Source organism: Changchengzhania lutea (genome assembly GCF_006974145.1).
Taxonomy (GTDB): Bacteria; Bacteroidota; Bacteroidia; order Flavobacteriales; family Flavobacteriaceae; genus Changchengzhania; species Changchengzhania lutea.
The window spans coordinates 3,405,695-3,428,917 of record NZ_CP039456.1; the positions used below are offsets into that span (position 1 = coordinate 3,405,695).

20 protein-coding genes are annotated in these 23,223 nt (G+C 33.0%); 6 read left to right on the forward strand and 14 right to left on the reverse strand.

Features of this window, described 5'->3' with window-relative positions; all coding sequences use genetic code 11:
- Nucleotides 1–24 precede the first annotated feature (24 nt).
- The 5 genes from FAF07_RS15340 to FAF07_RS15360 all read right to left on the reverse strand — a co-directional run bounded on the left by FAF07_RS15340 (nucleotide 25) and on the right by FAF07_RS15360 (nucleotide 4,884).
- Nucleotides 25–1,026, reverse strand: a complete 1,002-nt coding sequence (locus FAF07_RS15340; RefSeq protein ID WP_142785929.1) for a hypothetical protein — start codon at nucleotides 1,024–1,026, stop codon at nucleotides 25–27.
- Nucleotides 1,027–1,196: 170 nt separating this feature from the next.
- The gene (locus FAF07_RS15345) at nucleotides 1,197–2,045 is read right to left on the reverse strand and encodes an AbaSI family restriction endonuclease (RefSeq protein WP_142785930.1); all 849 of its coding nucleotides are present in this window, start codon (nucleotides 2,043–2,045) and stop codon (nucleotides 1,197–1,199) included.
- A 163-nt stretch (nucleotides 2,046–2,208) separates the two neighbouring features.
- The gene (locus FAF07_RS15350; protein WP_142785931.1) at nucleotides 2,209–2,448 is read right to left on the reverse strand and encodes a hypothetical protein; all 240 of its coding nucleotides are present in this window, start codon (nucleotides 2,446–2,448) and stop codon (nucleotides 2,209–2,211) included.
- A 19-nt stretch (nucleotides 2,449–2,467) separates the two neighbouring features.
- Complete coding sequence (locus tag FAF07_RS15355; RefSeq protein WP_185956453.1) at nucleotides 2,468–3,472, reverse strand: fibrobacter succinogenes major paralogous domain-containing protein; 1,005 nt, start codon at nucleotides 3,470–3,472, stop codon at nucleotides 2,468–2,470.
- 236 nt (nucleotides 3,473–3,708) lie between these two features.
- On the reverse strand, nucleotides 3,709–4,884 hold the full coding sequence (locus tag FAF07_RS15360) for a tyrosine-type recombinase/integrase (RefSeq protein WP_142785933.1): 1,176 nt from the start codon (nucleotides 4,882–4,884) through the stop codon (nucleotides 3,709–3,711).
- An 80-nt stretch (nucleotides 4,885–4,964) separates the two neighbouring features.
- Here FAF07_RS15360 and FAF07_RS15365 point away from each other — a divergent pair, with 80 nt between their 5' ends.
- Nucleotides 4,965–5,378 carry a hypothetical protein gene (locus FAF07_RS15365; protein WP_142785934.1) on the forward strand — a complete coding sequence of 138 codons (414 nt, stop codon included), beginning with the start codon at nucleotides 4,965–4,967 and terminating at the stop codon, nucleotides 5,376–5,378.
- A gap of 349 nt (nucleotides 5,379–5,727) precedes the next feature.
- Here FAF07_RS15365 and FAF07_RS15370 read toward each other — a convergent pair whose 3' ends face one another.
- The 7 genes from FAF07_RS15370 to tsaD all read right to left on the reverse strand — a co-directional run bounded on the left by FAF07_RS15370 (nucleotide 5,728) and on the right by tsaD (nucleotide 12,449).
- Complete coding sequence (locus FAF07_RS15370) at nucleotides 5,728–6,906, reverse strand: THUMP-like domain-containing protein (protein WP_142785935.1); 1,179 nt, start codon at nucleotides 6,904–6,906, stop codon at nucleotides 5,728–5,730.
- A 7-nt stretch (nucleotides 6,907–6,913) separates the two neighbouring features.
- Nucleotides 6,914–8,002 (reverse strand): AI-2E family transporter, encoded by a 1,089-nt coding sequence (locus tag FAF07_RS15375; protein ID WP_142785936.1) that lies wholly within the window; start codon nucleotides 8,000–8,002, stop codon nucleotides 6,914–6,916.
- 7 nt (nucleotides 8,003–8,009) lie between these two features.
- The gene (locus tag FAF07_RS15380) at nucleotides 8,010–9,098 is read right to left on the reverse strand and encodes an AI-2E family transporter (protein WP_142785937.1); all 1,089 of its coding nucleotides are present in this window, start codon (nucleotides 9,096–9,098) and stop codon (nucleotides 8,010–8,012) included.
- A gap of 65 nt (nucleotides 9,099–9,163) precedes the next feature.
- A complete protein-coding gene (locus tag FAF07_RS15385; RefSeq protein WP_142785938.1) occupies nucleotides 9,164–9,670 on the reverse strand; it encodes a TrmH family RNA methyltransferase in 507 nt (168 codons plus the stop codon).
- A gap of 314 nt (nucleotides 9,671–9,984) precedes the next feature.
- Entirely contained in the window at nucleotides 9,985–10,626 is a 642-nt protein-coding gene (locus tag FAF07_RS15390; RefSeq protein ID WP_142785939.1) for a DUF4159 domain-containing protein, read from the reverse strand.
- Between the two features lie 6 nt (nucleotides 10,627–10,632).
- Nucleotides 10,633–11,337, reverse strand: a complete 705-nt coding sequence (locus tag FAF07_RS15395) for a 16S rRNA (uracil(1498)-N(3))-methyltransferase (protein WP_142785940.1) — start codon at nucleotides 11,335–11,337, stop codon at nucleotides 10,633–10,635.
- Between the two features lie 89 nt (nucleotides 11,338–11,426).
- Complete coding sequence (tsaD, locus tag FAF07_RS15400; protein ID WP_142785941.1) at nucleotides 11,427–12,449, reverse strand: tRNA (adenosine(37)-N6)-threonylcarbamoyltransferase complex transferase subunit TsaD; 1,023 nt, start codon at nucleotides 12,447–12,449, stop codon at nucleotides 11,427–11,429.
- 268 nt (nucleotides 12,450–12,717) lie between these two features.
- Here tsaD and FAF07_RS15405 point away from each other — a divergent pair, with 268 nt between their 5' ends.
- From FAF07_RS15405 to FAF07_RS15420, 4 genes are all read left to right on the forward strand, one after another.
- On the forward strand, nucleotides 12,718–17,100 hold the full coding sequence (locus tag FAF07_RS15405) for a translocation/assembly module TamB domain-containing protein (protein ID WP_185956454.1): 4,383 nt from the start codon (nucleotides 12,718–12,720) through the stop codon (nucleotides 17,098–17,100).
- A 159-nt stretch (nucleotides 17,101–17,259) separates the two neighbouring features.
- The gene (gene pfkA, locus FAF07_RS15410) at nucleotides 17,260–18,246 is read left to right on the forward strand and encodes a 6-phosphofructokinase (protein ID WP_142785942.1); all 987 of its coding nucleotides are present in this window, start codon (nucleotides 17,260–17,262) and stop codon (nucleotides 18,244–18,246) included.
- Nucleotides 18,247–18,263: 17 nt separating this feature from the next.
- Nucleotides 18,264–19,265 carry a type I glyceraldehyde-3-phosphate dehydrogenase gene (gene gap, locus FAF07_RS15415; RefSeq protein WP_142785943.1) on the forward strand — a complete coding sequence of 334 codons (1,002 nt, stop codon included), beginning with the start codon at nucleotides 18,264–18,266 and terminating at the stop codon, nucleotides 19,263–19,265.
- Between the two features lie 76 nt (nucleotides 19,266–19,341).
- A complete protein-coding gene (locus FAF07_RS15420; RefSeq protein ID WP_142785944.1) occupies nucleotides 19,342–20,211 on the forward strand; it encodes an N-acetylglucosamine kinase in 870 nt (289 codons plus the stop codon).
- Here FAF07_RS15420 and FAF07_RS15425 read toward each other — a convergent pair.
- Entirely contained in the window at nucleotides 20,208–21,245 is a 1,038-nt protein-coding gene (locus FAF07_RS15425) for a GMP reductase (protein WP_142785945.1), read from the reverse strand. The genes FAF07_RS15420 and FAF07_RS15425 overlap by 4 nt on opposite strands.
- Nucleotides 21,246–21,435: 190 nt before the next feature.
- On the opposite strand from FAF07_RS15425, the gene FAF07_RS15430 reads away from it, so the two are divergent.
- Complete coding sequence (locus FAF07_RS15430) at nucleotides 21,436–22,806, forward strand: ATP-binding protein (protein ID WP_185956455.1); 1,371 nt, start codon at nucleotides 21,436–21,438, stop codon at nucleotides 22,804–22,806.
- Nucleotides 22,807–22,820: 14 nt separating this feature from the next.
- Here FAF07_RS15430 and FAF07_RS15435 read toward each other — a convergent pair whose 3' ends face one another.
- Nucleotides 22,821–23,201 (reverse strand): RidA family protein, encoded by a 381-nt coding sequence (locus FAF07_RS15435; protein WP_142785947.1) that lies wholly within the window; start codon nucleotides 23,199–23,201, stop codon nucleotides 22,821–22,823.
- Between the last annotated feature and the right edge of the window lie 22 nt (nucleotides 23,202–23,223).

The following is a 23,223-nucleotide window of genomic DNA, read 5'->3' on the forward strand; positions in this document are numbered from 1 at the left end:
TCTACTCAATTGGCAACTGCTATTTTAGTAAATATTCACACTTCTATAATTATAAAAATTACTACTATTATTTATAATAGATTCGTTTTTAGTGTCGACATTTATTTTAAGTAAATTTCCAATGTCTAATAAAATATCATTGGTTTCGCTAAAAGAAATGATATCAGAAACACTAGGTGAGCCCGTATTTTCAAACTCTTTTATTATATCGATTTCATCTCCATTATTAATATTTACCTCTACAATCCCATAAAAAGTAATTTCTCCTAAGTTTGGATCATATGTTTTCTTGACAGCAAATAAGCGACCATTTCTCCCTAGGGTAATGTCTTCATAATGATTTGTCTTAACAATTTTTTTTGCACCTGAATTAGCATCAATTTTAATTAAGTCGTCTATTGCACCAGGAAGGAAAGAAGTTCTTCTAGGGATTATTAACTCATTAGTGTCATAAGAATAGTATATACTTGACACACCTGTTTTGTCATTACTTGGTGCGTTCTCTAGAGCTTCAAATACTTGCATTGTAGAAATTTTTGAAGCATTTTCTGCATTAATTTCTACTAAATTTATTGATTGAAGTTCTGTATTAGCAACAATGCGTTCGAGACCAAACAGTTTTCCATTTCCAGCAATTATTGTACTGTAATTTTCTGAACTAATAATAGTTTCTTCTTTAGTATCAATATTGACCTTTATTATTTGAGGTCCAATTCCGTTTTCATAAACGTTTCTTCTAATGAACAATTGATTGGTTGTATTAAAATATGTAAAATCAAAGTCTACGCTGGCTTGCATTGGTTCAAAATCTAAAAATGTTGAAGTTGAAACGCCACTTGTAGGATTTACTTCAACAATTTTTAAGTTACTACCAAATCCTTCAATGGCAAGTAACTTGCTTGTTGATTGATTAAAACTATTTTCATTTTCGTTGTCATTGCTACAACTAAATTGTATCAATGTCATTATTGCGAAAATTGAAATTTTAAAAAAAGATTTTAATTGTTGTAATTTGGTTACTGTCATAATTTTCATTTAGGGTTAATGTTCGTCATAGTTGTTGCCAACGTGATTTTATATGATTTGTGCGCCTAAAAATCGGAGATTTTTCGGTGGTAGCAAATCGTTTGTTGATTGTTTGTCGGTTTGTACTAGTTCAAATTTGAGCATAAATTATATGCAGTGTTGGCATTTCGTTATTTTTTTATTTCAAATCGAGTATGAATTCTTTTATAAACCATTCCGTTTTCTGGACTTGACCTTTCTTTATCTATTTCAAATATTCCTTTAAATTTATATAAAACGAAACCTAAATTATCAATACTTCTTGGAAAGGCAATTCTTTTTATCGGACTATTAATTAAATCAGAATAATGTGTGTCTATTCTTCCGTCGATTTTACACTTTTCAAATATGGTTTCTCCGTCGTCTGATATTTTATTATCCCAATCTGCATTTTCGTAGAATTTCGGAAACCACAGATAATGATTATCATAAATTTTGCTCTTAAAATAAGCACGTTGAACTCCTTTGTAATTTTGTCCTAAACAATTACTTGCGTCTAAAATTGTTCTAAATGCGGGATTTTCTTTTATATCCAAATATCCTTTTTTTCTATAAAAATCAGGACTAAATTCTTTTTCTAAATCCCAAGGCTCGTATGTGTTATTTTTTGTTTTTTTTCTTCTCAAGTTTTTTATTAACTCAATGATTTTATCAGTTTGCTCATTGATAGCGTTTGTGCTATCCGTTATTGCAATTCGTTCAAAACAGTGATTTGTTGAGTTTATAACATCAATCTCTCGTTTTTTATCCAGTTCTTCACGACTTATATGTGCTGGTTCATCAATCTCAATATGTAAATCAAATTGAGGAAAAAACATATCAGTTAAGGCATAGCCATTCGGTCGATTAACATATTGTTGAGTTACAAATTTTATGTCTAAACAATTCAAACCGTGCCAAATTCTGGTTACAACATAATTTTCGTAATTCTTTTTATTTGTTTTAGAAATCTGTTTAATTATATATTCTAATTCTGTCATTTTTACGCTTTTTTTTAATGAATGCCAACGTGTTTTTATATGATTTGTGCGACTAAAAATCGGAGATTTTTCGGTGGTAGCAAATCGTTTGTTGAATGTTTGTCAGTTCGTTATTTAGTTTAAATGTAAGCATAAATTATATGAGGTGTTAGCTAAAGTTTTTTTAAATATTTGGGATGTCTCTAATAAAAGTTTCTCCTTCCCAGATTGCACAAAGTCGAAACTCTTGGTTTATAGAATGACTTTTAGCTAATTCTACTTTATCTGTCATATTTAAAAAATCATTTAAAAATAATTGATAATCCTTGTCTCTTTTTGGAGCAATAAAAATAGTCATATCAAGACCTCCATCTTTATAAGTTCCTATTTGTTTTTTTCTTCTCAAAGCTTTCTCTAAATTCATTTTCTTTCTTTTTATTTCATTAATCTTTTATGCAACGAACTGTATAACCATTATTAATATCTTGTTCAACAATTCTAATAGTAGTTTCATTGTTTAAGAACATTGTAAAGACATCAGAATTTACTTGGCTTGAACTTTTTTTCGTAGTAGTCCACCATTCAGCTCTTCCGTCTGGGGAACTACTAAAAGTTCCTCCCATACGAGTTCCAGTTGGGATAGCTGAAAAGCCAGAACTATTAGTTTGGTCATTACCAACCCAACCACTTTTAGACATTAATGCTTTTGCAGATTCTAATCCACCTACGCTAGCTGATAGGTTTAAGAAATCAGTATAACTAGATACTTGCCAACCTTCAGGAGCCAAGCCACGCGAATCATTTACTGCATACCAATTATAGATTTTTCCTCGGTCAGTTACTAATGTACCGTTTCCATTTTCAAAATAACACCAAGCTCCTGTTTTTAAAGAAGCCCATTCAGAACTATTTTGAACTTGTGGAATATCATCTCCATTGCGATATTTTGAAGTGGATAAGTTTTCTTTCATCCAGCATTTGTCTCCAATTGTTACAGTTGAATATATATTTCCATCAATATCTTCAATTTTACCACAGTTAGGAAATAATGAATTTGTTCTAAAACTTAATTCATTTCCATATGATGTTCCAATACTATTTGTTGCGTAAGATCTTAAATAATAATTGGTATCTTCGTTGAGATTTAATATACTTGATTTGAACTCTCCGATTTCGGTTCCATCAGATGTAATATTATCTAATATTGTTGGTAATGTGTTTAGACTCCAACAAACTCCTCTTGAAATTATTTCTTTTCCTCCATTTGAGGTTATATTTCCTCCTGAAACTGCTGTGAATTCTGTAATTTCAGTTATCGTTAATGTTTCCAAAATTGGTTTAGTAAAATTTGTTTCTTCAATTTCAGTTTGATTCAAATCTTCATTAGCACAATTTAATAGTATTAAACTTGTTGCAATTAAAAATAGATGTCTTGTAATTTTGTTCATATTTAGGGTTTTTGTGGAAATTTTAGCTAACTGGTTATATCCGTACATATTATACTGTTTATCGGTTTCTGTTTCCGGATAAACGTAATAAGTATTAATCTTTATTGGTACGTTATATTATTAAAATTAGTAAATTTCCGTTTCAAATATATGATTTTTCTTCAAATTTATTTATCAAAAGCAATATGCCCTTTTAGTTTTACACTAAATTAATGTATTTCTATTATGGAAAAATATTAATAATACTTTAATTGACTTAGAGCGCCCTGCTTATTGGGTTCTCTACCTATCTTTTTCACAGCAACATCTAATGGACTTTCTATTCTTAATAAATCCTTTTTTGAGACGTGTGTATAGATCATTGTTGTTTCTGGTTTGGAATGACCTAATAGTTCTTGGATATATCTTAAATCAATACCATTCTCTAATAAATGGGTTGCATAGCTATGTCTAAGAGTGTGAGGTGTCACTTTTTTAGTGATATTGGCTGCTTTACATGATCTTTTTAAAAATGCTCGGACACTTTCTGGACTATACTTTTCCGAGGGTTTACCTTCTGCGAAATATATGTTAGGTTTATAGGTGTTTAGATAATTCAACACTAATGGAATACAACTCTTCGCTAATATTATATTCCTATCCTTTCTCCCTTTGCTATTTTTCACAATAAGTTGCCTTCTTTGAATATCTATATGTGATAGTTCTAAGCTTAAAAGTTCACTTATCCTTAATCCCGCTGAGTAAATCATAGCTAGTATCGCTCTATGCTTTAAATTTTTAGTACATCTAAGGATATTAATAATTTCTTCATTTGAAAGCACCGTTGGTAATATGTATGACTTTTTAGGTCTATCTAAAGTAAGGTTATCTATTTTGCTATCTGGATAAAAATTAACAAACAGTTTCATAGCACTTATAAACTGACGATGTGTACTGATACTGTATTGTCTTGGTATAAACACCTTTTCAATAAATAGCTCTACATCTCTGTTTGTTAATGATTCAGGAGGAACATGGTTAATAAAGTCAAAAAAATCGGCAATAAATGAGAAATAAGTCTTAATCGTACTTTCACTGTAGCATTTCCCTCTTAAATAGGACACATAAGCTCTAATGATTTCTTTGTTCTTTTCTGAAATAACTCGCTTCTTTTTGGTTGATGGTTGAGTGGGTAGTTTATTGATGGATTGATCAATATTAATTACAGCAATTGTGTCAAAAATTTGGTTTGTGAGTTTTAGGCTATGATTTGTAAATGGTGTGTACCAACATCGTTTTGAAATACTCCATTTAAATGCCTTTGTACGTTTTACGACAGTAATTAATTGATCGTTATATTTAAAGTAAACAAAAATCGAGTCTTGATTTTTGTAATACCCCCTTTTAATGCTAACAGTTGGTAATGTATTCATATGCTAAAATTCATAAAAAAAAATGCTATATTTGATTAATAAACGTTTATATACGTATATAAACGTTTAAAAAATGATTAATGAATACATTATATTGTTTGACTTGTGGCAAAGAACTTAAAGGGCGTTCTGATAAAAAGTTTTGTGACACTCAATGTAGAAGCTCTTTTCATAATACTAATAGAGCTCCCCATGAAGTAACGATTCAAAATATAAATAGTGCATTACGTCGAAATAGGAGTTTGATGGCTCATTTTTGTCCTAGTGGCAAAAGCACTGTTGATAAATACGTTTTGATAAAATTAGGTTTTAAGTTTGATTTATTTACTCATATTTTTCCCTTTAGTAGTGGAACCTACTTTTTTTGTTATGATTATGGGTTCTTACCTATCAAAGATAAAGGAACTGAAAAGATGGTCATTGTTCAAAAACAGAGCTATATGGAAAATCTAAACTTCCATCCTTGGGATTTTAATATTGTAAAAGACAAGTAGTCTTAATATTGTTTAGAGTGAAAATAATATTTCAAAAAAATCCGTAATTTTTTATTAATGAATCAAACTAAATTTTTGTAATTCACCTATAATTAGGTTCGACATTTTTTCTGTTCGGTCAAATTAAATGGGGCTTATTTTCCTTTTATATTTTAAGCTTACTTATTGCAGATAATATTTAAAATAATTTATATTTGATATTGGTAATGAAAAATTGATATTTCGCTATTATTTCACCAATTCTTTTGAAAGGAATTATAAGTCAATAGATAAAACGGGATAATGAAAATAGCTCGAATCCTTCAGGGCTCACTTAAAGCTTCACTATTTTAGTCAGGCTTTTTTGTTTTTAAGGTTTATTGCACACCAATATAATTTTCTCATTATTTAGGTTTGTTGAAAAAAATAAATACAAATCCCCTCCATGTACAATTTTAAATTTTTTCCGAATTTGTTCTACGCTTTCTGGAAAATTTCGCGTGGTTATATTGGCTTTATAGAACCCTGCCTTTTTTAAAGTACGTTTGTTATAGGGAATAGATTTCAAAACTTTAAAAACCCGTCCTGGAAAATCAAGTAAATCATCACTTGTATATAAATGGGAATGTTTATGAAGTTTACTTAATACTAATTTGATAGCTATAGAATTAAAACCTCCAGCCTTTAATATGGCGCTATTTGGCTCGTATAAATAGGCAAGGGGATGGGACAGAATTATGGCATCTTGCTTTTCATCTTCAAAATTAAAATGGAATTGCTCTTCTTCATTTTTTTTAAAATTGATAGTTTGAATTGAGATTCCTTTAGTATGGCCTTTCTCCAAAACCCATAGTAATTCTTTAACATCATTATTAACAGCAACCACATGTATCGTCTTAACGTTCTTCAATTCGTTTAGGCCCATAGAGATATCTAACAATGGTGACGTTTTTATCATGATGTTGTTTGTATGCTCGAAAAGCATTGCTAAATGTTCGGGAACTTTTGGAAGACAATCTTTTAATAAGAAAACCTTGCCTTTGGTATTGTGCCGTCTTGAAGGGTCTATATAAATCCAATCAAAAAAGATCTTAGAATTTTTTACAAATTGAATGCCATCTTCATTAATAGCTTGAATATTATCAACTTTTAAAACCCCATAATTGTGAGCTACAATAGCAGATAAACGGCTATCAATTTCACAATGAATAACCTTATCTGTTTTTTTTGAAAAGTAATACGCGTCCACGCCAAAACCACCTGTTACATCAACTACATATGTCCCAGAGATGCAGCTAGCTTTATATTGTGCTGTACGTTCTGAAGACGTCTGTTCTATATTTAATTTATTGGGATAGTAAATGTTTTTACTATGAAACCATGTAGGGAGTTTGTGTTCTGAGTGCTTTTTGGCTTCAATTTGCTCAATAATTTCCTTGGTATTAACCTTTACAAACGACGTTCCTTTTAGGGCTAAATCAGAAATGGTATCATTTATTTTGTTATTAATATATTCCTGAACATCACTATTTAAAACATCCTTATTCAATTAATTTTTATAGGTTTTTAGTGAGTTTCTTTATTATGGCATTTTCAGATAAAAACTCTTTCATGATAACTTTCATTGCCGTATATGCAGGTACGGCTATAATTAAACCTATTATTCCAAAAAGGATTCCAGCGATGAGAATGACTAGAAAAATTTCTAGAGGGTGCGCTTTGGTGGCTGTTGAGAAAATTTTTGGTTGACTTATAAAATTGTCTACGAGTTGCCCAATGATAAAAACTAAAAGCACCCAAAAAGTTTTGGGTAAGATAACCTCGTTAAAGCTTTGGCCCAAATTACTGGTCATGGTTAGCGTGAGCATTAAAAAGGCTCCAATTAAAGGACCAACATACGGGATTAGATTTAGCAAAGCACATAAAAATGCAATAACAATGGGGTTTTCAACGCCAATAATTAAGAGACCGATGGTATAAATAATAAATAAAATAAGAATTTGAAAAATAAGCCCGACAAAATATCTTGAGAGCAGATCTTTAATTTTTGTGGTCGATTTTTTCCAACGTGATTCTTTGTCTTTAGGCATAAATGTTAAGATGCCATTTTCAAAGAGTTTATTATCTTTTAAAAAGAAGAAGGAAATAAATAATACCGAAAATAAGGCAACACTAAAACTTCCCAATCCGCTAATGATTAAATTTAAAAAATCGGGAATTAAGGAATAATCAATTTTTGCTAAAAAATTAGATTTCTTAATAGATGATTCTAAATCAATATCATAAATATTAAAATAGGTAATAATCTCAGTATAAAGATTTTCTATGGTGCCTTGCAATTCATTAATATCTAAAAGTGATAAGTTTTCACCCTGTTTCAATATGAGTGGAACAAATAAACCCACAAGCCCTAAAAACATACTCAATAGTAAGATTATGGTTATGATAACGGCTACTGTATTATTAAATTTTAAGCGCTTTTCTAAAAAGATAACAATGGGTCTACCTATTAAAGATATTACGGCGGCCATGGCTATATAACTGATGACGGATTGAATTTTATACAGAAATACGGCGAGTAAAACCACACCCAAAATGATGGCTACCGCCTTTAAAATTCCTTTTGTTATTGTTTGTGAAGTCATCCGAGCTTTATATATCTTTTGTTAAGTGCTTCACAATCTTATATTCCGAAAGAAATTCTTTTGCTATTACTTTTATGGTCGTATAAACTGGAACGGCTAAAATCATTCCTAAAATGCCAACTAAAAGACCTCCAATAACAATAACCACAAAAATTTCTAAGGGATGTGATTTGACGCTTTTACCAAAAATGACGGGTTGCGAGATTAGGTTATCAATAAGTTGAACTATGGCTACCCCAGCTAGTACGACTAATAACAAAGGGAATAATTCTGAAGAAAAATCAGCAGAAAGATTGTTACTAATCACTACTAAAATCATAACCACTAAACCAATGAGTGGCCCCAAATAAGGCACTATATTTAAAAAAGCACAAATAAGCGCAATGGCTAATGTGTTTTCTATATCGATATAAAGTAAAAGGAAAAAATATAAAACGGCTATGATAAGCGTTTGAAGAAATAAGCCCATAAAATAGCGTGATAGCAATATTTTTGATTTTTGAAGCACAAGATAAAAGCGACGCTCCTTACCATCCTCGGCAAAAACCGATACGGCCTTACCAATTAAACGGTCATCTTTTAACAGGAAATAGGATATAAATAAAATTGAGAATATACCAGCAACCATGCCTCCTATATTATCAAAAAATACGCCTATAAATTCGAGAACCAGCTCTGAATTAAAATTTCTAGCAAATTCTGTGTTTTTAATATATTCTATAATGTTAATCTGTTCTACACCCAAAAATTCACTGGCCTGTATATTAAGCTCGTTTAAATCTTGTTTCACCATATCGAAATCAATCTCAGATATTTGCTGGCCTTGATTTATAATTATAGGAAAGAAAATCCAGATAACAAATGAGAAGAACCCAATAACAAAAACTAACGTTAAGAAAGCCGATAGGGTATTAGACAACTTTAATTTGTTATTAAAAAAAGCAACAATAGGCCTACACAACAGGGAAATGACACTAGCAACAAAAATATAAATGATTAGACTTTGTATTTTGTATAGAAAATAAATGAGTAAAATAAAACCGAGCACAATAGCTATGGTCTGCAAATGACTCCTTGTAATCTTGTTTGATTTCATAAGTTAAATATAAAGTAAAAATTATATATACCTTGAAATTATATGAATTTAAAAGTGTACAAAACTTATAAAGGTTTTAGTTGTTTAATGATTTCATATAAGGCAAGTGTTGTTGCCTGTACGACATTCATACTACTATTTTGACCATACATGGGAATATGGAGAACAGCATCAGATAATTTTAAGATATCTTCTGAAACACCAAAATTCTCGTCACCTAAAATAAGTGCAATAGGTGTACTAGTGTTAAATTGAAAGGTAGCAAGCGATTGACTGTTTGTCGTTATTTCCAATGAAATAATTTGATAATTTTTGTTTTTTAAATCTTTTACAAGCGCTATGGCTGATTTACAGATTTCGTAGTCCACCACCTTTTCAGTGGATCTGGAAGTTTTTCGAAGTTTCTTACCTACTGAAATATGCTCTCCACAAAGTATTAATCTTTCAATACCAAAAGCGTCGGCAGTTCTAAATAAACTACCCAGATTAGGGGCATTGGTGATATTATCACACACTAATACAATGGGAAATTTTTTGGACTTAAAGTTGGTATTGTAATGAGTTAATTGCAAAATTTGTTTATTTGTTTAACCGTTAAGTCGTTTAAGAGATGATAATTTTTTATCATTAGTGTCCGATTAAAGAATCAAGACCGCTTTGCTGTTAGAACCAAGAACAAAGACTTGATTGTAACTAATTGATAAACAGTGAACTTTAAATTCATAACTTTCTAAAAAATAAAATTTTTCAGTAACAGCAAAAAGCAAGCCCCTCTTTTTTATAAGCCTTGAAAACCCTGTGTTCGCAAAGGTTTTCTTTAAATGAACTATTTTCAATCGGACCACAATATAATTCTTTCATTAATTATTTGCAATTTAGTTGAATCTCAATTCTCAAAAGCATACTTCACAATGTTTGCACCCATTTTTAGGGCTTGTTGCCTCACATCATAGGGGTCATTATGTACTTCAGGATCTTCCCATCCGTCACCTAGGTCACTTTCAAAAGTGAATAATAAAATCAATCTATCTTCATGAAATAGGCCTAAAGCTTGTGGTCGCTGTCCGTCGTGCTCATGAATTTTAGGAAGTCCATTTGGAAAAGCATAAGGGCTATAAAACAACTCATGATCTGCTGGGATTTCTAGCAAGTCTTTATTGGGAAAAACTGTTTTCAAAGCTTCTCTTAAATAAGGTTCCATGCCGTAATTGTCATCTATGTGCAAAAACCCTCCAGAGATTAAATAATTACGTAAATTTTCAGCATCACTGTCGCTAAAAAACACGTTGCCATGGCCAGTCATATGCAAATATGGATATTGAAAAATATCGCTGCTACCCACTTCAACTATTTCTGGTTTCGGATTTATTTTCGTTTTTATATTTTCATTGCAAAAGGTAATCAAATTTGGCAGCGCTGTGGGATTACCGTACCAATCACCACCACCATTGTATTTCAAAATTGCGATATCTTGTCCAATTAAGAAAAGAGAATTAAGAATAAAGAATAAAGAAAAAATTAACTTCATGTTATATTATTCGTTTATAAAAGCGACACTGTGACAAGCAACTATGGCTGCTGTTTCAGTACGCAATCTGGTATTTCCCAAAGTTACGGGAATAAACTTATTTTGGATTGCAGTTTCAATTTCTTTAACAGAAAAATCGCCTTCAGGACCAATAAGAATCATAATATCTGTTTTTGGTTTTAGAACTTGCTTTAAGGATTTTCTGTCTGTTTTCTCACAATGCGCTATAAATAAATCGCCTTTATGCTTTTGATTTAAAAAGTCTTTAAACGACATGGCGTCATTCAGTTTTGGTAGGTAACAATTTAAAGATTGCTTGGTAGCCGATTGTAAAATCTTTTCAAATCGATCGGTCTTAATAATTTTTCGTTCGCTATGGGCACAAATAATGGGCGTAATGGTATCAACGCCAATTTCTGTTGCTTTTTCCAAAAACCATTCGTAGCGATCGTTCATTTTTGTTGGAGCAACTGCTAAGAGCAAATTATAATGTCGCTTTGGTTGTAATGTTTTAGACACTATTTTAACCACGCATTTTTTAATGTCTGGAATGGTAACTTCAGCAGTAAATAACCAGCCATTTCCATTCGTGATATGCAATGTGTCTCCAGAGGATTTACGTAAAACTTTCACAATATGTCTGCTTTCTTCTTTATCAAAAGAAAAGTCTTTTGTGGTTTCGGTAATATTTGGGTTGTAAAATAGCTGCATTATGCGAAGATAAATGGATTTTTAAAATTATGGGTTTCTACTTCTAATAATAAAAATATACTTTGCAATTGAGAAAAGAGAACTGAAAACTAAATCTTCAATCTCGCAGAAGCCATAATATCTTGTTTGGCAAAATCCTTATCAAGGTATTTTAAATAGCCTACAATAGCTATCATAGCCGCATTATCTGTGGTAAATTCAAATTTAGGCACGTAGGTGGTCCAACCGAATTTCTGTTCACCATCTTTTAAAGCTTTTCTTATGCCAGAATTTGCCGAAACACCACCGCCAATGGCAATGTGCTTAATACCTGTTCCTTTGGTGGCCATTTTTAGTTTATCTATTAAAATACCAATGATAGTAAATTGAATGGATGCACAAATATCATTAAGGTTCTCTTCTATAAACTGCGGATTAGCTTTAGTTTGTTTTTGAATAAAATAGAGAATGGCCGTTTTTAGTCCTGAAAAACTAAAATCCAATCCTGCCACTTTGGGTTTGGTAAACTGAAACGCTTTCGGGTTTCCCAGTTGCGCACGTTTATCAATTTCGGGGCCAGCTGGATACCCCAATCCTAAAATCTTTCCGCTTTTATCATAGGCTTCACCTACGGCATCATCAATGGTTTCCCCAATAACAGTCATGTCAAAATAATCATTAACCTTAATAATTTGAGTGTGTCCTCCAGAAATAGTCATAGCCAAAAATGGAAAGGGAGGTTTACTAAAACCTTCCTCATCAATAAAATGCGCCAAAATATGACCTTGCATATGATTGACATCTATTAAAGGAATATTTAAACCATAGGCCATTGACTTAGCAAAAGAAGTACCCACTAATAAAGAACCCATTAAACCGGGACCTCTTGTAAAGGCAATGGCGTTGAGGGATTCCTTAGTAATATTAGCTTTTTTCAACGCTTGGTCTACAACGGGTACAATGTTTTGTTGGTGTGCTCTAGAGGCCAGTTCAGGAACCACACCACCGTATTCAGCATGAATATTCTGGTTGGCTACAACATTACTTAAAATACGACCGTTGTGTATTACAGACGCCGCCGTATCGTCGCATGATGACTCAATTCCTAGTATGTAAATATTTTGTGATGACATTAATTAATATTAGGCACAATAATTGTTAATTTTGACAATAATTAAATGTCACTAAAGAAGGCACTTAATTATTGCATGCAAAACTAGTCATTTATTTTTTCTAACAAATATTGATCGCTTTAATATCAATGTTTAAAATGAAATAGTAAATAATAGTGCTTCGTAGTTGCTGTATTATTATTAAATTATAAATTTAGGCCTTATCAAAAAAGTCATAAAATTAATATCAAAAATAGTAGCAATTTTGCTGCTGCTCTTCATCATTTTGATGTTAATTTTAGCTATTCCAGCAGTTCAGACGCAATTGGGAAGGGTGGTTACCAAACGGATAAACAATGACTTTGGCACGAATATCAATATCGATAAAATTGGACTTCAATTTAACGGTGATGTTGAACTCAAGGATATTTATATTGAAGATTATAAACAGGACACCCTAATTAGTATTGCGGAACTGAACACCTCAATAATCAGTTTTAGGAATGTTTATAATGGCAAGTTGGTTTTTGGTGATATTGATATAATCGATTTATTTTTTAATGTTAAAACATATATAGGAGAAAGCAATACCAACTTGGATGTTTTCGTTGCCAAATTCGATGATGATAATCCACGAGACAAAAAAAGTTCATTCCTATTAGCTTCTAGCGATGTTTCCATCTATAATGGTACATTTAAATTATCTGATCAAAATAGAGAAACATCTAAAGTTCTTGACTTTAATAAGGTGAACATCAATGCTACCAACTTTTTAATTAATGGAAGTGATGTGAGTGCACGTATCAATAAACTTTCATTTAAAGATACAAGAGGGCTTACCTTAAAAAATATGATGACCGATTTCAGTTATACATTAGCTGATATGACCTTTGGGAATCTGCAAATAGAGACACCGCATTCGGTTTTAAAAGGGGATTTGAAATTTTCATACAACAGAGAAGATTTTAAAGAATTTGCCGATAAAGTTGAAATAAAAGCGAGTTTTAGAGACTCTAATCTCTTATTAGATGAGCTTAATGTCTTTTATAATGAGTTTGGTGAAAATCAAATCATTAAATTTAGTTCAGACATATCAGGGACATTAAATGAATTAAAAACTACAAACTTACGCTTAGATTCCAACAGAAATACTAGGGTTTATGGCGATATCAGCTTCAAGAATCTATTTAATAAGGAAGTAAATAATTTTTATATGGATGGTCAATTTTCCAACCTATCATCTACGTATAGAGATTTACGAACCATGCTTCCTAATGTTTTGGGTGAAGCGATTCCATCTTCATTTAGCAGATTGGGCAGGTTCACTATTGTTGGAAATACTCAGGTGTCCACAACAAAAGTTATTGCGAATGTTAGAATTAGAACCGATTTGGGCTTGGTGGATTCCGATTTAGAAATTTCGAAAATAGACGATATTGATAATGCTGGTTACAAGGGAAATGTGGTGTTTGACGATTTTGATTTTGGCACCTTTTTAAATGATCCTAATGTGGGGCGTGCTTCTTTAAACTTTGATGTTGATGGTCAGGGTTTTGTGATGGAGAAAATTAACACTCAAGTGATTGGTGATGTTTTTAAAGTTGAATACAACAATTATACATACACGGGTGTAAAGGTTTTAGGAAACATTAAGAATAATATTTTTAATGGAAACTTAATAACAGACGATAAAAACTTAAAACTCAATTTTACGGGACTCGTCGATTTTTCCGAAAAATTAAATAAATACGACTTTGAAGCGGTTGTAAGTTACGCCAATTTAAAAGAATTGAACTTTTACGAAAAGGATAGCATTTCAATATTTGAAAGCACCGTTAAAATGAACATGAACAGCAGTAATTACGACGATGCCTATGGAAATATTGCCTTCACTAATACGGTCTATAAAAATGAGCACGACACCTATTATTTCGATCAGTTTGATATGTCATCGACGTTCGAAGATGGTGTACGTCTTATAAAAGTAGAATCTCCAGATATTATTGAAGGGCAAATGAAAGGTGATTTTAGGTTTAGGGATATCCCTAAATTATTCGAAAATTCTGTTGGGAGCATTTATACCAATTACCAACCTCATGAAGTAAGACCAGATCAAGTTATAGACTTTAATTTTAAAATTTATAATAAAATCGTTGAAGTGTTCTACCCTGAAATAGAGCTCGGTAAAAACACATTTATTCGTGGGAGGGTAGAGACTGATGAACGGAAATTCAAATTAACCTTTAAGTCGCCAAAAATTATTTTGGGAGATAATTATGTCGATAATGCCACACTGCAAGTAGATAACGGAAACCCTGTATTTAATACCTATGTCGAAATTGATAGTTTAAGTACGAAATATTATGATGTTTCTAAGTTTAATCTTATTAATGTAACGGTAAATGATACGTTGTTTATGCGCTCAGAATTCAATGGGGGAAAGCGTAGCAACGACAAGTTTAATTTGAGTTTCTACCATACCATTAACGAAGAAAATAAATCGGTGGTAGGTTTCAAAACTTCAGATGTGACCATTAAAGAAAATAAATGGTTTATAAATGAAGAAAATAACCGCTACAATAAAGTCACATTTAGTAAGGATTTAACCTCAATTGATATAGATCAATTTAGAATTAACCATAATAATGAGGAGATAAAACTCTCTGGGTTCATTAAAGATTCCACACAAAAAGACTTAAAGCTTAATTTCAAAAATGTAGATCTTGCGAAAATAACGCCTAATATAGATAGTTTGTCATTAGCCGGAAACGTTAATGGAAAGCTTGATATTCTTCAAAAAAACGGAACGTATTTACCAAACTCTACAGTAGTAATTGATGACTTCCAAGTTAATGATTACATGCTGGGATCCTTTGATGCGTCTGTTACAGGCAATGCAGACCTCACCAATTACACGGTAGATGCTACGATTAAAAATGATGTTGCCAAATCGTTTAGTGCAAAAGGAGACATTAATGTGAATGGAAGGCAGTCCATCATCGATGTGGATGTTGTATTTAACAAGTTCAATCTACAACCTCTTAATCCGTTATTGCAAGATGTTCTAAGTGATATTCGTGGCTTAGTAACTGGAAAGGTTGACGTTGTTGGAAACCTTAGGAAACCTGATATTAATGGCGATTTGACGATTTATAATGGGGGAATGGGCGTGCCATTTCTAAATGTAGATTATAAATTCGATAATAAGGCTTCAGTCACTTTGAAAAATCAAAGTTTTATATTTAACAGCATTCAATTAACAGATACCAAGTACAATTCCAAAGGCCTTTTAAATGGATCGCTAAGTCATATTAACTTTTCCAAATGGAGCTTAGGCCTATATTTGAGCACCTCAAGACTTCTGGTGTTGGATACCAAAGAAGCAGAGGAATCTTTATACTATGGTACAGGGTTCTTAGGTGGTACCGCTAGTATCACGGGGCCAACCGATCAGTTGAACATTGATGTTGTTGGAGAGACAAAATATGGTACGGTATTCAAAATTCCATTAAATAATACAGAATCGTTTGGAGACAATTCGTTTATTCATTTTATTACAAAGGAAGAAAAACAAGCCAGGGAAAATGGAGAAGCCTTTACATTTAATGAGGTAAAAGGCGTGGAGTTGAGTTTTGATTTAGATTTAACTGAAGCTGCCGAAGTAGAAATCATCATTGATAAAAACACAGGACACTCATTAAAAGGCCGTGGTAGAGGAGGCCTGTTAATAGAAATAAACACGAACGGAAAATTTGATATGTGGGGGGATTTCTCTGTATTTGAAGGGGTCTATAATTTTGCTTTTGGAGGTGTTATTCAAAAAGAATTTTCGGTGGAACCTGGCGGAACGATTGCTTGGGAAGGCGATCCTTTGGATGCCATAATAAATATGCGTGCTATTTATAAAACACAAGCCAATCCATCACCGTTATTGGATAACCCTATAAATAGAAGTATTCCAGTAGAATTGAATATTGCGTTAACGGGGAATTTAGAGCAGCCAAAACCAGATTTCACTTTTGAGTTCCCAAATGTAAATTCAACTATAAAATCTGAGCTTCAATATCGGTTAGAATCGTCAGATGATAGGGAGAACCAAGCCTTGTACTTAATTTCTACAGGGTCTTTTTCAAGAGGGCTTAATGAACTCAATTTTTCAGGAACCATCGCAGAACGTCTTAACGGCATCATAAATGGAATTTTCACGTCTGATGATAGTAAAATAAATATTGGCCTAAATTACGAAGCTGGGGAGAATAGACCAGACTACAAAACCGGAGATCGTTTTGGTGTAACTTTGCAAACCCAAATTAGCGATCGGGTACTTATAAATGGTAAAGTAGGTGTTCCTGTTGGTGGCGCAGCAGCTTCAGAAACTGTGATTGCGGGTGACGTGGAAATTTCATTTCTTTTAAATGAAGAAGGCACCCTGACTGCAAATGTTTTTAATCGTGAAAATAGTATCAGAAATTTTGGAGAGGCTATTGGTTACACGCAAGGTGTCGGACTTTCTTATAGTGTCGATTTTAATACCTTTAGGGAACTGATTCAAAACTTTTTCAAAAAAACGGATTCAGAAGCGGAAGAAAATCTTATTATCGACGATGATGTGCCAACTACAGAAAACCCTTTACCAGATTTCGTGACAATTAAATCCTCCACAAACGAGTAAATTCACCAGTATTTCCTTGATTTTATTAATGTTATCTTAGTATTTTACATTTATTTATTAACTAAAACGTTATAGTTTAACAGCTTTTATTAAAATTCTGTAAATGCTATCGTTTTATAGTTTTTGTTTAGTAATTTTACTATTTAATCATAATAATTAATGCCAAAAGCAATAAAAAAAATAGGTGTTCTAACCTCTGGAGGGGATTCTCCAGGAATGAATGCAGCCATACGTTCTGTAGTCAGAACCTGTGCATATCATAAGATTGAATGCGTCGGAATTTACCGAGGTTATGAAGGTTTAATGGAGGGTGATTTTAAGGAAATGGATGCGCGTAGTGTGAGAGGCATTCTTAATAAAGGAGGGACCATATTGAAATCTGCACGTTCCGATGGATTCAGAACCAAAGAAGGCAGACAACAAGCCTTTGATATGTTAAACGAAGCGAACGTTGATGCCTTGGTTACCATAGGTGGTGACGGTACGTTTACAGGTGCTATGATTTTTAAACAAGAATTTGACTTTCCAGTTATGGGTATCCCTGGAACAATTGATAATGATATTGTTGGAACCTCGCATACATTAGGTTTTGATACAGCATTAAATACTGTGGTGGATGCTATTGATAAAATTAGAGATACAGCAAGTTCACATAACCGTTTGTTCTTTATAGAGGTTATGGGGCGTGACGTTGGTCACATTGCCTTGAATGTTGGAGTTGCTGGTGGAGCAGAAGAAATTTTAATACCAGAAGAGGATTTAGGATTAGATCGATTGGTTGAATCTTTAAATAAAAGTAAGAAATCCGGAAAAACATCCAGTATAGTTATTGTAGCAGAAGGCGATAAAATAGGAAAGAACATTTTTGAGCTTAAAGATTACGTTGATGAAAATATGCTAGGTTACGACGTTAGAGTGTCTGTGCTAGGGCATATGCAACGCGGTGGTTCGCCATCATGTTTCGATCGTGTATTAGCAAGTAGAATGGGCGTAAAAGCGGTAGAATCCTTAATGGAAGGTAAAACCAATTTTATGGTTGGCTTAATTAATGGTAAAATGGAATTAACGCCATTAGAAAACGCCATTAAAGGTAAAGCAAAAATAAATTTAGAATTATTGCGTGTCTCAGATATCATGAGCACTTAACATTTATATACAAGAATATGTCAAAATTAAAATTAGGAATTAACGGATTTGGAAGAATAGGTAGAATTGCCTTTAGAGTTGCCGCAGGAAGAGCAGATATTGAAGTCGTAGGAATTAACGATTTATTAGATGTAGATCATTTAGCTTATTTATTAAAATATGATTCTGTTCACGGACAGTTTGATGGTACTATCGAAACTAAAAATGGAAATTTAGTTGTTAACGGAAATGAAATCAGAATTTCTGCTGAACGCAATCCAGAAGATTTAAAGTGGGATGCCGTTGGAGCAGATGTTGTTTTAGACTGTACAGGGATCTTTACATCACTGGAAGGCGCTCAAAAGCACATTACAGCAGGAGCTAAAAAGGTCGCTATTTCAGCACCATCAGTCGATGCACCAATGTTTGTTATGGGTGTAAACCATAAAGATATTACTGCAGATGATACCATTGTTTCAAATGCATCTTGTACCACAAACTGTTTAGCGCCATTAGCTAAGGTTATTAATGATAAATTCGGGATTGTAGAAGGTTTGATGACAACGGTTCATGCAGCAACTGCAACACAATTTACTGTAGACGGGCCTTCAAAAAAAGATTACAGATTAGGTCGTTCTTCATTAGTAAACATTGTACCGGCATCTACAGGAGCAGCGAAAGCAGTAGGAAAAGTGATCCCAGAATTAAACGGAAAATTAACAGGTATGGCATTTAGGGTGCCAACAGTTGATGTTTCAGTAGTAGATTTAACTTGTAGAATTGAAAAAAGCGCTTCTTGGGATGAGATTAAAGCCGCTTTAAAAGATGCCTCTGAAAATGAATTGAAAGGTATTTTAGGATACACTGATGAAGGTGTGGTATCACAAGATTTTGTTTCAGAACCAAAAACAAGTACGTTTGACGCTAATGCCAGTATGGCATTAAATGATAATTTCATTAAATTAGTATCTTGGTACGATAATGAATATGGTTATTCAACAAAACTAGTTGATTTGGCACAACACATTGGTTCAATATAATAATTAACTACTAACGCCGCAGAATGAATATGTTTATACCTGTTGATTCTGTGGCGTTTTTTTATACATAAAGCTCATGATTTTAATTGTTGATAGTGGGTCTACAAAGTCTGATTGGATTGCAGTAGATAGCGACGGAAATAAATTATTGGAAAAGATTCGAACTAAAGGGCTAAATCCAGCAATTTTAACAGAGAAGAAACTAAAAAAAATAATTAACAAAAATGAGGATTTAAAAGCCCATAGTGAATCGGTTACGCATGTGTTTTTTTATGGTGCTGGCTGTGGAACGGAGAAACCTAGTGCGCTACTTAAAGGAATTTTAGAGGAAATATTTTCGAATGCCCATGTAGAGGTAAGTGAAGACACCTTTGCAGCTGTTTACTCTACAATTAACGATATTAAAGAGGCAGCTGTAGTTTGTATTTTGGGAACAGGCTCTAACTGTTGCTATTATGATGGCGAAGCCCTACATCAACGTGTTAAATCGCTTGGTTACACCTTAATGGATGATGCTTCTGGCAACTATTACGGCAAACAACTTATACGGGATTACTATTTTAACCATATGCCAGAAAATGTTAAAATTGCTTTTGAAACAAAGTATAACATGGAGGCAGACTATATAAAGTATAACCTATATAAACAAGCTAACCCAAATGCCTATTTGGCCAATTTTGCAGAGTTTATGTTTTTGCATAAAGATTCTGAATATACTATTGAGCTTATTAAAAAAGGTATTCGCTTGTTTGCAAAAAACATGATTATGCAATATAAAGAAGAACTTAAAACCGTTCCCGTTCACTTTGCAGGTTCGATAGCTTATTTTGCTCAAGAAGAAATACAGCAAGTAGCTCAAGAAATGGACTTCAATGTTGGTAATTTTGAACGCAGACCTATAGATGGTTTGGTGTCTTTTCACACTAAAAACCTCAAAGAGAGTTAAGAATAAATCTGATTTTCCTGTTCATTTACCCGAATAAACGTAGTTCGCTTGGTAAGTTCCTTTAAGCGTTTTGCGCCTACGTATGTACAGGTACTTCTTAAGCCGCCCAAAATATCCAGCAAGGTGTTTTCAACTTCTCCTTTATAAGGGACTTCTACAGTTTTCCCTTCACTAGCTCGATATTCAGCGACACCACCTACATGCTTTTCCATAGCGGTTTCAGAGCTCATGCCATAGAATTTCCGAAATGGTTTACCATTTTTTTCTATATGCTCTCCGCCACTTTCATTGTGGCCCGCTAACAGACCCCCAAGCATCACAAAATCTGCCCCAGCACCAAAGGCTTTAGCAATATCGCCAGGCGTAGCGCATCCGCCATCACTTACTATCTGTCCTCCTAAGCCATGAGCAGCATCGGCACATTCAATGATGGCCGAAAGTTGTGGGTAGCCAACACCCGTTTTTACACGCGTGGTACACACAGAACCTGGACCAATACCAACTTTTACAATATCTGCTCCAGACAATAATAGTTCTTCAACCATTTCGCCAGTAACGACATTTCCAGCAATAATTACTTTGTCTGGGTATTGTGTCCGTGTGGATTTTACAAAATCTGAAAAATGCTCCGAGTAACCATTAGCCACATCAATACATATAAATTTGATTAAAGCATTATTTTGAAGAATGCTTTCTAATTTTTTGGAATCCTTTTTACTTATACCAGTACTTACCGCAATAAAGTCTTCCATTTCAGTTGAAATATTTGATGCAAAGGCATGCCATTCATTAATAGAATAATGCTTATGAATTGCTGTAAACAGTTTTTTTCCAGATAATGCCTTGGCCATTTCAAAGGTACCCACCGTATCCATGTTAGCCGCCATTATTGGTATTCCAGTCCAAACTAAAGGGCTGTGTAAAAACTTAAAATCACGTTCTAAAGTAACTTCAGATCTGCTTTTTAAGGTGGAGCGTTTAGGGCGGATCATGACGTCTTTAAAGCCTAGTTTTATATCATGTTCTATGCGCATATGTCAATAAAAGTATAAGGAATAAAAATACAAATTAAAAAATTGATAATTATGAGGGCTTTAAATTATTGTTGGATCCAAAACTTATATTGTTTTGTTAATTCGCACAATTATAGATAAGTTTGTTAAAACATTTGTATCAATGGGGTTTTTACCTTCATCTATAAAGTCAGTTAAGAAAAAGCGAAGTATGTCCATATTCATCATACTTTCGATTGCCACTATCTTATGTGCTGCTTTTTTTTATTTGGAAAAAGTAATGGATGTTAAAATTATTGTACTCATTCTCTTTTTACTGGCTGTCGGGCAAGTGTTAGTACTGCAATATTTCTATAAAAACCAGCTGAAGAACGACTTTATAAAGTCTAGTTTAAGTGAACGCATCGAAGAGGTAAAAGAAGAATTGGAAGCGTCACGTAATATGGCTGAACATAACTCAATATATTTATCGAATATGAGTTATGAAATTAGAACGCCTTTAAGCACGGTTCTGGGGATGTTAAATATGCTGAAGCTAACGGAGCTGGACGGGGATCAGTTTGCACAGGTAGAAATTGCACAATATTCTTCAAAGCACTTGTTGCAGCTTATTAATATGATAACGGATAATTCCGAAGTGGACACCGGTGATTTTGAGCTCAATACATCTGCGATGGATTTAAAAACGGATCTCACCAATCTGTTTAAGGTTTTTGAATATCAAGCTTGGGAAAAAGGACTTGAATTTGAATATTCTTTTTTACTTGAAGAAAATAGCAAATTTTCGTTGATAGGTGATACATCTAGAATACAGCAAGTACTCATCAATTTAATAAACAATGCTATTAAATTTACTAATACGGGTAAGATCGCCATTATAGTAGACCAAACAGTAGGTATTGACAATGAACAAATTGTAACCTTTTATATTAAAGACACGGGCGTAGGGATGCGTCCTGAAGAAGTGAACAGAATTTTTAAAGCGTCAAAAGATAATGACGCATCACTTATTAAGGACTACAGAGGCAATGGCATCGGACTTTCCATTTCCCACCAACTTGTAAAAATTATGGGTGGTGAATTAAAATTGGAAAGTAAAGAGAACGAAGGCTCTACATTCTATTTTAGTTTGCAACTTAAGAAAACCTTGAGTGTTAAAGGTGAAACTACCGAATCAAAGCCTATTTTAAACGATAAATTTAGCGTATTGGTAGCAGAGGATAATAGGATGAACCAGAGGGTCATTAAGTTTTTATTGGAGCAACAAGGAGCCGATTGCACCTTTGCTAAAAACGGTCTTGAGGCAGCTCAGTTATATAAAATATTAGATTTTGATATGATTTTCATGGATATTTACATGCCCGACATGGATGGATATCAAGCCACTGAAGCTATTAAAAAAACACAAAAATACAAAAATAACAAAACGCCTATTATAGCAGTTTCTGCTAGTGCTTTTGAAGAAGATATTGCCAAGGCCAAATTGGCAGGTATTGATGAATTTCTTGCCAAACCTATTGAGGTAAAAAAACTCAAAGGGCTCTTGCTTAAATATTCAATAATTAAAGAAACGTCTGCTTAATAATACCAATCACATTACTTTACAGCAATCATGCTTATTTCAACGTTCACATTTTTTGGTAAGCACGCCACTTGAACTGTTTCTCTCGCTGGTGCGGTGCTATCATTAAAATAGCTTCCGTAAATTTCATTTATTGCTACAAAATCATCCATATTACTTATAAAGATGGACGTTTTGATAACGTTCTCAAAAGTCATATTAGCAGCTTTTAAAACGGCTTTTAAATTCTGCATAACCTGTTTTGTTTCTGTTTGAATAGAATCTAAAACGAGTTCGCCGGTATTTGGATCAATGGCAATTTGACCTGAAGTATATAAGGTGTTTCCACTAAGAACAGCCTGATTGTATGGGCCAATAGGAGCAGGGGCATCTGTGGTAGTTATTATTTTTTTCATAGTTTGATATGTTTAGATAATC